The organism is Bradyrhizobium denitrificans, assembly GCF_013179005.1.
Lineage (GTDB): Bacteria > Pseudomonadota > Alphaproteobacteria > Rhizobiales > Xanthobacteraceae > Bradyrhizobium > Bradyrhizobium denitrificans.
Genome location: NZ_JABFDP010000010.1, coordinates 142,379 through 154,926, shown reverse-complemented (window position 1 = coordinate 154,926; position 12,548 = coordinate 142,379). Strand labels below are relative to the sequence as shown.

General features: G+C 65.1%; 14 protein-coding genes. 7 read left to right on the top strand and 7 right to left on the bottom strand.

The window, feature by feature from the left end; genetic code table 11:
- Positions 1-66 precede the first annotated feature (66 nt).
- From HL671_RS12920 to groES, 5 genes are all read right to left on the bottom strand, one after another.
- Positions 67-627: a hypothetical protein gene (locus HL671_RS12920; RefSeq protein WP_172236600.1), complete on the bottom strand. Its 561-nt coding sequence runs from the start codon at positions 625-627 to the stop codon at positions 67-69.
- A gap of 88 nt (positions 628-715) precedes the next feature.
- On the bottom strand, positions 716-1,165 hold the full coding sequence (locus tag HL671_RS12915; protein ID WP_172236599.1) for an Hsp20 family protein: 450 nt from the start codon (positions 1,163-1,165) through the stop codon (positions 716-718).
- Between the two features lie 218 nt (positions 1,166-1,383).
- Positions 1,384-1,614, bottom strand: a complete 231-nt coding sequence (locus HL671_RS12910) for a hypothetical protein (protein WP_012043175.1) — start codon at positions 1,612-1,614, stop codon at positions 1,384-1,386.
- A 263-nt stretch (positions 1,615-1,877) separates the two neighbouring features.
- On the bottom strand, positions 1,878-3,500 hold the full coding sequence (gene groL / locus HL671_RS12905; RefSeq protein ID WP_172236598.1) for a chaperonin GroEL: 1,623 nt from the start codon (positions 3,498-3,500) through the stop codon (positions 1,878-1,880).
- 40 nt (positions 3,501-3,540) lie between these two features.
- Positions 3,541-3,855, bottom strand: a complete 315-nt coding sequence (groES, locus tag HL671_RS12900; protein ID WP_012043173.1) for a co-chaperone GroES — start codon at positions 3,853-3,855, stop codon at positions 3,541-3,543.
- Between the two features lie 222 nt (positions 3,856-4,077).
- Between groES and HL671_RS12895 the strand changes: the two genes are divergently transcribed.
- Positions 4,078-5,175 carry a trypsin-like peptidase domain-containing protein gene (locus HL671_RS12895; protein ID WP_012043172.1) on the top strand — a complete coding sequence of 366 codons (1,098 nt, stop codon included), beginning with the start codon at positions 4,078-4,080 and terminating at the stop codon, positions 5,173-5,175.
- A gap of 149 nt (positions 5,176-5,324) precedes the next feature.
- Entirely contained in the window at positions 5,325-6,542 is a 1,218-nt protein-coding gene (locus HL671_RS12890; RefSeq protein WP_172236597.1) for a GGDEF domain-containing protein, read from the top strand.
- An 18-nt stretch (positions 6,543-6,560) separates the two neighbouring features.
- On the opposite strand, the gene HL671_RS12885 is transcribed toward HL671_RS12890, so the two are convergent.
- Both HL671_RS12885 and HL671_RS12880 read right to left on the bottom strand, forming a co-directional pair.
- Positions 6,561-7,964 carry a M20/M25/M40 family metallo-hydrolase gene (locus HL671_RS12885; RefSeq protein ID WP_172236596.1) on the bottom strand — a complete coding sequence of 468 codons (1,404 nt, stop codon included), beginning with the start codon at positions 7,962-7,964 and terminating at the stop codon, positions 6,561-6,563.
- Between the two features lie 145 nt (positions 7,965-8,109).
- Complete coding sequence (locus tag HL671_RS12880; protein ID WP_012043169.1) at positions 8,110-9,720, bottom strand: helicase HerA-like domain-containing protein; 1,611 nt, start codon at positions 9,718-9,720, stop codon at positions 8,110-8,112.
- 322 nt (positions 9,721-10,042) lie between these two features.
- Here HL671_RS12880 and HL671_RS12875 point away from each other — a divergent pair, with 322 nt between their 5' ends.
- The 5 genes from HL671_RS12875 (at position 10,043) to folK (ending at position 12,523) form a co-directional block, all read left to right on the top strand.
- On the top strand, positions 10,043-10,279 hold the full coding sequence (locus HL671_RS12875; protein ID WP_172236595.1) for a hypothetical protein: 237 nt from the start codon (positions 10,043-10,045) through the stop codon (positions 10,277-10,279).
- A gap of 38 nt (positions 10,280-10,317) precedes the next feature.
- A complete protein-coding gene (locus HL671_RS12870; RefSeq protein WP_012043168.1) occupies positions 10,318-10,725 on the top strand; it encodes a DUF4332 domain-containing protein in 408 nt (135 codons plus the stop codon).
- Between the two features lie 79 nt (positions 10,726-10,804).
- Complete coding sequence (folP, locus tag HL671_RS12865) at positions 10,805-11,662, top strand: dihydropteroate synthase (protein WP_172236594.1); 858 nt, start codon at positions 10,805-10,807, stop codon at positions 11,660-11,662.
- Entirely contained in the window at positions 11,659-12,027 is a 369-nt protein-coding gene (gene folB, locus HL671_RS12860; protein WP_012043166.1) for a dihydroneopterin aldolase, read from the top strand. Before folP ends, folB begins: the two co-directional genes overlap by 4 nt.
- 4 nt (positions 12,028-12,031) lie before the next feature.
- On the top strand, positions 12,032-12,523 hold the full coding sequence (gene folK, locus HL671_RS12855) for a 2-amino-4-hydroxy-6-hydroxymethyldihydropteridine diphosphokinase (RefSeq protein ID WP_172236593.1): 492 nt from the start codon (positions 12,032-12,034) through the stop codon (positions 12,521-12,523).
- Positions 12,524-12,548 lie beyond the last annotated feature (25 nt).

Below are 12,548 nucleotides of genomic sequence, written 5' to 3'. Positions count from 1 at the left end.
GCCGCCCAATTCCGGGCGGCGTTTTGATTTGAGCGTGGTTGTTGACTGACCACGCCCGGGGAAACGTCAGCAGCGGCCGGCGCGGCCCAGGCCTTGATGCTCGGACAGACCGTGCAGTTGCTGCAGCTCCTCGGCCAGGCGGCGCTCGACGAAACGGCGCTCGTGGTCGGCGAGCCGGGTGGCCAGCAGCTTGCGATAGCGCCGCACATTGGCTTCACGGGAAAAGGCTTCGCGGGAGAAACGCAGCCGTGCCGCCGGCCGCACCCGGCCGGCAGCCCCGCTTGGCGCATGGTCGGGCGCAGCTCCGTCCGCCTGCACATCGGCCCGGGGCACGACACGCATCGCGGCGCCGCCGCGCGGCCGCGGCGGCTGATCCTCGCGATCCAGTTGCCGCAGCGCGCCGAGGACATCGGAGAGGCGCAGCGGCCGCGCAATGCCGGGAATTTCGCGCAGCTGCGGCTGTGACTCGACCGCATACATATCTGATGCCCAGGAGGACAGGATCAGCCGCTTCTCGGCCCGCGACAGTTTCGCGTCGTTGAGCAGATCGGCCGGGGATTCGTAGTGCGAGACCGGGTGGAAGGTCCCCCCGCCTGCGGTGGTGATCGAAACACTGCGCTCACTCATGTCGTGTCTCCTCCTAACGCTCCTTTCGCATGGACACTGCTGCCGAAGCGCGCGGGCACCACCGCCCGCGCGCCACGTGACATCGGCCTCACGCCGCCTTCTGTTGCGCGATCTGCTCGACCGGCGCGGTGTTGATCGCGATCCGGCGCGGCTTCATCGCCTCGGGAATTTCCCGCACCAGTTCGATCCGCAACAGGCCGTTGTCGAACGACGCCTTCGTGACCTGCACATAGTCGGCGAGATTGAACTGCCGCTTGAAGGGACGCGACGAGATGCCCTGGTAGAGATATTCGCGGCCTTCCTTGTCGGCCTTGCGACCTTCGACCGTGAGCACATTATGCTCGGCCGTGATCGCCAATTCGTCCGGAGAGAAGCCGGCGAGCGCCAGCGAGATCTGATAGCAGTCGTCGCCGAGACGTTCGATATTGTAAGGGGGATAATTGTCCTCGACCGCGCGCTGCGTCTCATCCAGCAGGTCGAACAGACGGTCGAAGCCGACGGTGGAGCGCCACAACGGGCTGAAATCGTAGGTCCTCATAGCCAAGTCCTCCAAAGAGCAAGATGGATACGAAGGAGCGCCGGCCGATGCAGGACCTCTGAGTACCAGACAAGCGGTCAGCGCCCAGATGACAGCCGGGCCCCGAAGGCACCCGGCACCGCCGAAGCGGCAAACAACGAATTAGAAAAACCGAAACCGGTTTCAAGAGGCTGCCGGCAGATTTTTTTGTCGCATCTGCGATGCGGTTGATCGGCCGGTCAGGCCGCCACGGCCGACAGCCGTTGCAGCCGCATCGTGGCCTCGCGCAGCACGCTGACCAGCCGGTCGCGCTCGCGCGCATCGAGATCGCCGCGCGACAGCACCGTCTGGCAATGCGCGACCACGCGCTGCTCACTTTCGATGAGAAAACGAGTCAAACGCCGCGGATCGGCAATCGCCATGGCGGCGGCCGGATTGGGTGGCGGATGATCGTACTGCCAGGCAGGCATGATCGCCCCTGCAAACACGCGAAAGCGCTGCGACCGAACCCCGGGCGGCGCGACAGCGCCCCAATCACACCTCCCGTCGACCGTCGCTCCATCGATGGCCGCAGCAATTGTGGCCGGCCATGGACGGATTGCGGTCTTAGGTTGTTTGATAGCTGCGCGTTATGGCCGATCCACGGCCAGTCACGGCCATCAGCTGCTTTCTTTTCGGCGAAGCGCACCGAATACCGTGGCGGGCCGAGCCGGCCCGCCACGGGTTCTGGCGATCAGAAGTCCATCGCCGGCGCTGCCGGCGTGGCCTCCGCCTTCTTCGGCTTGTCGGCAACCAGCGCCTCGGTGGTGATCAGCAGCGAGGCGACCGAGGCCGCATCCTGCAGCGCGGTGCGGACCACCTTGGCCGGGTCGATCACGCCGGCCTGCACCAGATCCTGGTACTCGCCGGTCGCGGCGTTGAAGCCCCAGCTGTAGGTGTCCTTCTCCAGGAGCTTGCCGACCACCAGCGAGCCGTCCTCGCCGGCGTTCTGCACGATCTGCCGCACCGGCACCTGGATGGCGCGGCGGATGATGTCGACCCCGGCCTTCTGGTCGGCATTGGCGGTCTTGACGCCGTCGAGCACCTTGGTGGCGCGCAACAGCGCCACGCCGCCGCCGGGCAGGATGCCCTCCTCGACAGCCGCGCGCGTGGCATGCAGCGCATCGTCGACGCGGTCCTTGCGCTCCTTGACCTCGACCTCGGTGGCGCCGCCGACCCTGATCACCGCGACGCCGCCGGCGAGCTTGGCCAGCCGCTCCTGCAGCTTCTCGCGGTCATAGTCGGAGGTGGTCTCCTCGATCTGCAGCTTGATCTGCTGCGTGCGCGCCTCGATGTCCTTCTTGGCGCCGGCACCATCGACGATGGTGGTGTTTTCCTTGTCGATGACGACCTTCTTGGCGCGGCCGAGCATCGACAGGGTCACGTTCTCCAGCTTGATGCCGAGATCCTCTGATATCGTGGTGCCGCCGGTGAGGATCGCGATGTCCTCCAGCATCGCCTTGCGGCGATCGCCGAAGCCCGGCGCCTTGACGGCGGCGATCTTGAGGCCGCCGCGCAGCTTGTTGACGACCAAGGTCGCCAGCGCCTCGCCTTCAACGTCCTCGGCGACGATCAAGAGCGGCTTGCCGGACTGCACCACCGCTTCGAGCAGCGGCAGCATGGTCTGCAGGCCCGACAGCTTCTTCTCGTGGATCAGAATATAGGGATCCTCGAGCTCGACCCGCATCTTCTCGGAATTGGTGACGAAGTATGGCGAGACATAGCCACGGTCGAACTGCATGCCCTCGACCACTTCGAGCTCGGTGTCGAGGCTCTTGGCCTCCTCGACCGTGATCACGCCCTCATTGCCGACTTTCTGCATGGCCTCGGCCAGGAAGCGGCCGATCTCGTTGTCGCCATTGGCCGAGATGGTGCCGACCTGGGCGATCTCGTCATTGCTGGTGATCTTCTTGGCGTGCGACTTCAGGTCGGCCACGATGGCGTCGACCGCGAGGTCGATGCCACGCTTGAGGTCCATCGGGTTCATGCCGGCGGCGACCGACTTCGCGCCTTCCTTCACGATCGCCTGGGCGAGCACGGTGGCGGTGGTGGTGCCGTCGCCGGCGAGATCGGCGGTCTTCGAGGCCACCTCGCGCACCATCTGCGCGCCCATGTTCTCGAACTTGTCCTCGAGCTCGATCTCCTTGGCGACCGTGACGCCGTCCTTGGTGATGCGCGGCGCGCCGAACGATTTCTCGATCACGACGTTGCGGCCCTTGGGGCCGAGCGTGACCTTGACCGCATTGGCGAGGATGTCGACGCCGCGCAGCATCCGGTCGCGCGCGTCGGTCGAAAACTTCACGTCCTTGGCAGCCATGTTCTCGTCTCCTTTCTCCGATGACTGTCAGTTGCGGGGATCAAGCAGCCTTCTTGGCCGCGACGGGGGCATCGATGATGCCGAGCAGGTCGCTCTCCTTCATGATCAGGAGATCCTTGCCGTCGATCTTGACCTCGGTGCCGGACCATTTGCCGAATAGCACGCGGTCACCCGGCTTGACGTCGAGCGGCACCAGTTGGCCCTGCTCATTCCGCGCGCCAGGGCCCGCGGCGACGATCTCGCCCTCCTGCGGCTTCTCCTTGGCGGTGTCGGGAATGATGATGCCGCCCTTGGTCTTCTCTTCGGCATCGATGCGGCGCACGAGCACGCGGTCGTGCAATGGACGGAAATGCATGCACATCCTCCTTCACAAGATCAGCGATGTCATAGGACCCGGGTCCCATGAGGCCCCCGGGCGAGCAACGACCTAGGAAAGCCGAACTTTTCGTTCAAGAGGGTCACGAAAAATTTTTGGCACTCGGTGGGAACGATTGCCAGGACGGCTCTTGACCGCACCGGCCGTCCTGACCAGTTTCACCGTCGCCAAATCCGTCCAGATTCCGTCGAGGAAAAAACGATGCAGATTCTGCGTTGTGTCCGGCCTTTGGTTCTGCTGCCGGCGATCGTGCTCTCCCTCCTGGCTGCCCCTGCCCTCGCCCAGATCCCGGACCTCAAGCTCGGCCGCGTGCCGACCTTGGCGCCACTGGTCAAGGAGGTCACCCCGGCCGTCGTCAACATCTCGGTCGAAGGCAAGGTCCGGCAGGACAATCCGCTGTACCAGGACCCGCTGTTCCGCGAGTTCTTCGACGTTCCGAAACAGGTCGAGAAGCAGATCAGCGCCACCGGCTCCGGCGTCATCGTCGATGCGCAGCGCGGCTACGTGATGACCGCCAATCACGTCGTCGAGCATGTCAGCACCGCACAAATCCGGACCAAGGACGGCCGCAAATTCTCCGCCCGCCTGGTCGGGCGCGATCCCGCCACCGACATCGCGGTGCTGCAGATCAAGGATCCGACCGAGCTCAAGGCGATCGCGCTTGGCGACAGCGATGCGCTCGAGGTCGGCGACTTCGTGATCGCGGTCGGCAACCCGTTCGGCCTCGGACAGACCGTCACCTCCGGCCTCGTCAGCGCGCTCGGGCGAACCGGGCTCGGCAAGCAGGGCTATGAGGATTTCATCCAGACCGACGCCGCGATCAATCCCGGCAATTCAGGCGGGGCGCTGATCAACCTCCGCGGCGAACTGGTCGGCATCAACACCGCGATCATCTCGCCGGGCGGCGGCAATGTCGGTATCGGCTTTGCCGTGCCGATCAACATGGCGCGACGGGTGATGGAGCAACTGGTCGCCAACGGCCGCGTCGACCGCGGACGCATCGGGGTCACCCTGCTCGATCTGGATTCGCCGGCCGATGGCCGCGTCCAGGGCGCCCGCGTCGCCGATGTGACCGTCGGCTCCCCGGCCGAGCGGGCCGGACTGCGCAAGGGCGACATCATCGTGAAGGCGAACGACATGCCAGTGCGCAGCGCGACGCAGGTTCGCAATCTCATCGGGCTGACGCCGGTCGGCCAACGCGTCCGCCTCGTGTTCGAGCGCGACCGCGCGCTCGGCAATGCGACGGTCGAGGTCGCGCCGGTTACCGAAGAACGCGCCCGCGCGCGAAGCTCGGGCTGAGCATGATCAACCTTCAGTCCACAATGGGGAGCGCCCACGACGTGTAGTAATTTTTTACCGCTCATCAAGCATGGAACGAGACGCCGATACCTCTCTAAAGGCCTGTTAAGCGCCTTGCCCTTAGTGAGCGCGAGGGCGGAGGTAATGACATGCGGGGTGACGGTCTGGCTTTCAGTTTGCCACGCTGGCGCGTGACGCGCTGGCTGGCAGACCCGGGATATCCGGTATCTCCCGACGATCGGCTCGCCCTGATCGGCGAGCTCTATGGCTGCTGGTCCGTGTTCGCCGGTGGCGCCATCAACACCGTGGCCGTCGCGGCAGCGCTCGCACTGCGCACACCGACTGCCCTGTTCATCAGCTGGCTTGCCCTGGAGCTCGTGATCTGCCTGTCTCGGCTGATCGTGATGATGATCGCCTATCGCAGGTCACGTCACAAGCTCACGACCCCGACCGATGTCCACATCCTGCTCTCGGTGGCCTGGAGCGCCAGCGTCGGTTTCGGTGTCGGCATCAGCCTGGCGTCGGGCGACTGGGTCGCGGCTTCGCTCGCTTGCATTTCGTCGGCGGCCATGGTCGGCGGCATCTGCTTTCGCAATTTCAGTGCGCCACGCCTCGTCGGCACGATGATCCTGTGCAGCATCGGCCCGGTGCTCCCGGGTGTCGCGATTTCCCATGAACCGCTGCTGTTCGTGATGTATCTGCAGATGCCGGTGTACTTCGTGGCGATGACCGGCGCGGCATTCCGCCTGAACAAGATGCTCGTCGCGGTCATGCGCGCCAAGACCGAGAGCGATGAGCGGGCGCTGCGCGATCCGCTCACGGGCCTGTCCAACCGTGCCGGCCTGATCGAGGCCTTGCAACGAAAGCTCGCGGGCAAGGCCGATGCGGACCAGCGCTTCGCCGTGCTCTATCTCGATCTCGACGGCTTCAAGCCGGTGAACGACACCTTTGGCCATGCGGCGGGCGACGAACTGCTGAAGATCGTCGGCCGGACGCTGCGGCAGGTCGTGTCTCCGGCCGACCTGATTGCGCGGATCGGGGGCGACGAGTTCGTCGTGCTGGTCAGCGATCCGTCGATCGACCACGCCCTGGCGCTCGGCGAACGCATCATCGAGATGATCACTGCGCCGGTGGTGCTGCCGGGCGGCGCGCGCGTGCATATCGGCATGAGCATCGGCATTGCGGCCGCACCCGAGCACGGCAGCGATGCCGAGGCTCTGCTGTTTGCCGCCGACGCCGCGCTTTATGATGCCAAGTCGAGCGGCAAATCGTGCTGGAGACTGGCCTCGGCAGAGGCCAATCTCGCAGCCTTGCGCAAATATGCCGGCATCGATCAGGTCGCGGCCGAGAAGCTGACCGCGGCCTGAGGCGTTCGCGCCGGCCTGTTAGCGCGGCATCTCCGCGAGCGCCGCGAGGATGCGGGCCCAGGAGCGGATGCCCTTATGATAGCTCTTGAGGTCGTACTTCTCGTTCGGCGAATGGATGTTGTCGTCATCGAGACCAAAGCCGACCAGCAGCGAGTCGAGCCCGAGCGTCTTCTTGAAGTCGGTGACGATCGGGATCGACGCGCCCGAGCCCATCAGGATGGTCTCCTTGCCCCACTCCTCGGTCAGCGCCTGCTTGGCGGCGGCGAGCGGCTTCATGGTCCAGTCGAGCGCGATCGCCGCACCCGCGGAATGGTCGCCGAACTCCACGGAACAGTCGCCGGGAATGCGCGCCGACACGTAGTCGCGGAACGCCTTGCGGATCTTCAGCGGATCCTGGCCCTCGACGAGACGGAACGAGACCTTGGCATGCGCCAGCGACGGGATCACGGTCTTGGAGCCTTCGCCGATATAGCCGCCCCAGATGCCGTTGATGTCGCAGGTCGGCCGCGAGGAGATCTGCTCGATCAGCAGGCGATCCTTTTCGCCAGCGGGGATCGAGAGACCGACGGGCTTGAGGAAGCTCTCGGGCGTCAGGTTCAGCTTCTTCCACTGCTCCAGAACCTCCGGCGGAACGTCCTTCACGCCGTCATAGAAGCCGGGGATGGTGATCCTGCCATTCTCATCGAACAGGCCGCCGAGAACTTCCGTCAGCACCCGGATCGGGTTGCGCGCGCCGCCACCGAACACGCCCGAATGCAGATCGCGATTGGCCGCCTTGATCTTCACCTCTTCGTACAAGAGCCCGCGCAGCGAGGTGGTGATCGCCGGCGTGTTGGGGTCCCACATGCCGGTGTCGCAGACCAACGCGAAGTCGGCCTTGAACTCGTCCTTGTTGGCCTCCAGGAACGGCACGAAGTTCTTCGAGCCGACCTCCTCCTCGCCTTCGATCAGCATGGTGATGTCGAGCGGCAGCGATCCGGTCACCTTCTTCCAGGCGCGGCAGGCCTCGACGAAGGTCATCAGCTGACCCTTGTCGTCCTCGGCCCCGCGCGCGACGATGATCTTGCGGCCGTCGGCATGATCGGTGACGACAGGCTCGAATGGCGGCCGGTGCCACAGCTCGAGCGGATCGACCGGCTGCACGTCGTAATGTCCGTAGAACAGGACATGCGGCTTGGCGGCGCCATGGCCGTTGCTCTTGCCGACCACGGCTGGATGGCCTGCGGTCGGACGCACTTCGGTCGCGAAACCGAGCGTCGACAGGTCCTTGGCAAGATGATCAGCCGCCGCCTTGCAATCCGCTGCGAAGGCCGGATCGGCCGAGATCGACTTGATGCGGATCAGTTGGAACAGCCGGTCCAGACTGTTGTCGAAATCGGCATCGATGTGATCGAGAACGGATTGAAGCTGCGCATTGGCCATGGCCACTGGATCCTTCGCATGTGACGGCTATTGGCCGCTTGTAGCTCCGTTGCGCGGCCCGGGCCAGCCTCATGCGACGGCGGAGAATGCCGCATGTCCCCTGCCGGCGCGGATGACATCGCGCCGACCGGGAACGGGTCTGACATCAGCGCCGCAGCAATCCGCCAAGTGCGCCACGCACCAGGCTGCGGCCGATCGAGCTGCCCAGCGAGCCGCCGACCTGCTTGCCGAGATCGGCGGCGATGCCGCCCACCACCTTGTCGGTGACTTGGCGCGCGACATTGCGCGCGATCACCTGCGTGGTCGACAATTGCCCGCGCTTGACGTTGGTGCCGAAGATGGTCGCCGCGATGTCACCGATCTTGCCCAATACGCTGCCGGACGATGCGTCCGCCGTTGCCGCCGTGCCGGCGATCCGCTTCTGCAGCAGCTCATAGGCAGACTCGGCGTCGATCTCGGTGTCGTATTTGCCCTTGACGGGGCTCGCGTCCATGATCGCCTTGCGTTCCTCGGGCGTGATCGGTCCGATCCGCGCCGACGGCGGCCGGATCAGCACGCGCTCCACGATCGCCGGCGTCCCGTTGCCCTCCAGGAACGAGACCAGCGCCTCGCCCTTGCCGAGCTCCATGATCACCTTGGCGGTGTCGAGCTTGGGATTGGGACGAAACGTCTCGGCGGCCGCCGCGACAGCCTTCTGGTCGCGCGGCGTGAAGGCGCGCAGCGCATGCTGCACGCGATTGCCCAATTGCCCGAGCACGCGATCCGGCACGTCGAGCGGGTTCTGCGTGACGAAATAGACGCCGACGCCTTTTGAACGGATCAGGCGCACCACCTGCTCGATCTTGTCCATCAGCGCCTTGGGCGCATCGTTGAACAGCAGATGCGCCTCGTCGAAGAAGAACACCAGCTTCGGCTTGGCGAGATCGCCCACCTCGGGCAGTTCCTCGAACAGCTCCGAGAGCATCCACAGCAAGAAGGTTGCATAGAGCCGCGGATTCTGCAGCAGCCTGTCGGCAACCAGGATGTTGATCATGCCGCGGCCGTCGCGGTCGGTCTTCATGAAGTCCTTCAGCGACAGCGCCGGCTCGCCGAAGAACTTCGTGCCGCCCTGGTTCTCGAGCACGAGCAGCTGGCGCTGGATCGTGCCGACGGTGGCGCGCGTCACGTTGCCGAACGACTGGGCCGCTTTGCGGATCGGCGCCAGCGGATCTTCTGCCGCATCCGCGCCCTTCTTTCCGGCCTCCGGAATGATGGCGTCGAGCAGCGCGCGCAGATCCTTCATGTCGATCAAGGCGAGGCCGTTCTCGTCGGCGACGCGGAACGCGACGTTGAGCACCCCTTCCTGGACATCGTTGAGATCCAGCATGCGCGCAAGCAGCAGCGGGCCCATCTCGGTGACGGTAGCGCGCACCGGATGGCCCTGCTCGCCGAACACATCCCAAAATACCGTCGAGAACTCATCGGCCTGATAGGTCAGTCCGAGTTCGCCGGCGCGCTTGAGGATGAAGTCCTTCGGCTCACCCGGCCGAGAGATCCCGGAGAGATCGCCCTTGATGTCGGAGGCAAAGACAGGAACACCTGCGCGCGCAAAGCCCTCGGCCATCACCTGCAGCGACACGGTCTTGCCCGTTCCGGTCGCTCCGGTCACGAGACCATGGCGATTGGCAAACGCCAGTGTCAACCACGCCGGCTGCTCGCCGCCACCCACGAAAATCTTGTCGTCGGTATCGCCCAGTGACGTTCCGGATGGTGCCATGATGATCCGTCTTTCTATATATGATCGGCTGCATCGCGTGTGCTGCAAGCATCGTGCGCACTAACATACTTTAGTTTCATGTTTTGGAACCAGCGCCGACCGCTTCACCTGTTCGTAAGACCGGTGCTCTTCTTAGCATGCGATGCACGCAAGCTGCACATTCAACGGTAGACTCGCCACCTGGTCTTGCATCGCTGCAACAGTTCGCGAATCGATTCGCGACGCGAGCCAGCTCCTCGCTTGTAATTCACGGTTGGTCCGATCAAGATGAATTTCAGCGAGGACGTCCGGTCGTGGGGGACCGGATGAAGACGGGGTTCACATGAGCGAGCTGATTGAGCCGCTGGCCAGAATGGCTGGCATCGATGGCGCCGTGCCTGAAAGGTCCATCGAATGGCCTTTCCGCGTTTCGCTTGAGGGTCTTCGCACCGACGGATCGCACCATCAGCCGCATCGACGGCTTGAAGCTGAGCCATCAGGGCTCGGCCGCCACCTCAGCGCGACCGTCCCGATCGGCAGGATGCTGGCAAGCGCGCCCAGCCTGGGCCGCTTCGCCTGAAGCATCGTCGTCCGCAGCACCTTCTCGCCTGAGTATTCATGACATATCCAATCACCGAACTCGAAGGCATGACGTCCTTCTATGCCTCGAAGCTGAGAGCCTTGGGCATCCGGACCACCGACTCGTTCCTCGAAGCCGCCCGCACGGTCAAAGGCCGCAAGGCGCTCGCCGCCAAGACCGGCATCAGCGAGCAGCTGCTGCTCGATTGGGCTAATGCCGCCGATTACATGCGCATTCCCGGCATGGGCCGGGCCAAGGTCTGCCTGGTGCGGGCCGCCGGCGTCACCACGGTGCGCGAGCTGGCGCACCGCAATCCCGCCCGGCTGGCGCAGAACATCAAGGAAGTGAACACAAGGCGGAAGCTGGTTCGCATCCTGCCGTCGGAGAAATCGGTCGGGCAGTTGATCGAAAAAGCGCGGCGGCTGGAGCCGAAGATCAGCTATTGAACGGCGGCTGGCGGGATGCGCGCGGCTGTTGCAGCGCGACACCTTGACTCGCTCGTAGCAACCGCGCAAAGCGGCGGCCATGAGCGCCATTTCGCCGCACGCCGCATCGGATCTCGCATCAAGCCACCCGCTGCTGCGGCCGTGGCTGGCACGCCCCTATCCGGCGGTGATGGGCATCCTGAATGTCACGCCGGATTCCTTCTCCGATGGCGGCCGTTTTGACGCACCGGACCGCGCCATCGCCCAGGCGAAAAGCATGATCGCGGCGGGCGCCGAGATCATCGATATCGGCGCCGAATCGACCCGGCCCTACAAGGGTGCGGAGCCGGTGACCGCTGCGGAGGAACTGGCCCGCCTGCGCCCCGTCCTGCCGGCGATCGTTGCACTTGGCGTGCCCGTGTCCATCGACAGCATGAAAGCTGAAGTTGCCGCCTACGCGCTGGACCAGGGCGCTCAGATCGCCAATGATGTCTGGGGCCTGCAGCGTGATCCCGCAATGGCCGCGATCGTCGCCGTGCACGGCGCGCCGGTCGTGGTGATGCACAACCGCGTCACGGTCGATCCGGACATCGACATCATCGAGGACATGCTCCGGTTCTTCGCGCACTCGCTCGAGATCGCCGCCAAGGCCGGCATTGCTGCCGGCAACATCGTGCTCGACCCCGGTATCGGCTTCGGCAAGACGCCACAGCAGAGTATGACGGCGCTGGCGCGGCTCGATCAATTGGCGCGCTTCGGACTGCCGCTGCTGGTCGGCGCCTCGCGCAAGCGCTTCATCAGCACCGTGGTGGAGTCGGAGCCCCGAGAGCGTCTCGGCGGATCGATCGCGGCGCATCTGATGGCCGCTCAGCGCGGCGCTGCGATCATCCGGGCGCATGACGTCGCCGAAACCGTTCAAGCCGTGCGTGTGGCCGCGGCAATCGAGGCACAGCGATGACCGATCGGATTTTCATCAAAGGCGTCCTGATCCATGCGCGCCACGGCGTGATGGAGCATGAGAGCGAAGTCGGCCAGCGCTTCGTCATCGACCTCGAGCTTGACACCGACCTGTCGGCCTCCTCGCGCAGCGACCGCCTGGCCGATACCGTGTCCTATTCCGACGTGGTGGAGACCGCGACCGCGGCCTTCAAGGACACGAACTACCGCCTGCTCGAACGCGCCGCCGGCGCGGTGGCCGATGCGATCCTGGCGACCTTCGCCCGCATCCGCGCGGTCAAGGTGACGGTGCACAAGCCGCATGCTCCGATCGCCGCCATCTTCGAGGATGTCGGCGTGGTGCTGACACGTTCGCGGCATCCGTGACGCGATGGCCAGCGCGCTGATTGCTCTCGGTGGCAATGTCGGCGATGTCCGCACGACTTTCCGGGAGGCCATTCCGGAGATCTGCCGGCGCGCATCCGCGCGCCTTGTGGCGCGGTCATCCGACTACGTCACCCCGCCATGGGGCGAGGAGCAGCAGCCGCCCTTCGTCAACGCCTGCATCGCCATCGAGACCACCACGGCACCGCAGGCTTTGCTCGCGAAACTGCACGAGGTCGAGCGCATGTTCGGCCGTAACCGGGCCCAGGAGACCCGCTGGGGTCCACGCACGCTCGATCTCGATCTCATCGCCTATGACGACCTGACCATCGACACGCCCGACCTCACCCTGCCCCATCCGCGCCTGTTCGAGCGCGGCTTCGTGCTGGTGCCGCTGGCGGAGATCGCCCCGGATCGCCGGATCGCCGGCCGCCGGGTCGACGAGGCGCTGCGGGGCGTTTCGCGCGACGGAATCCGGGCGTTGCCGTCAGCCGAATAGCTGACATCTCCGGCCAAACAACCGT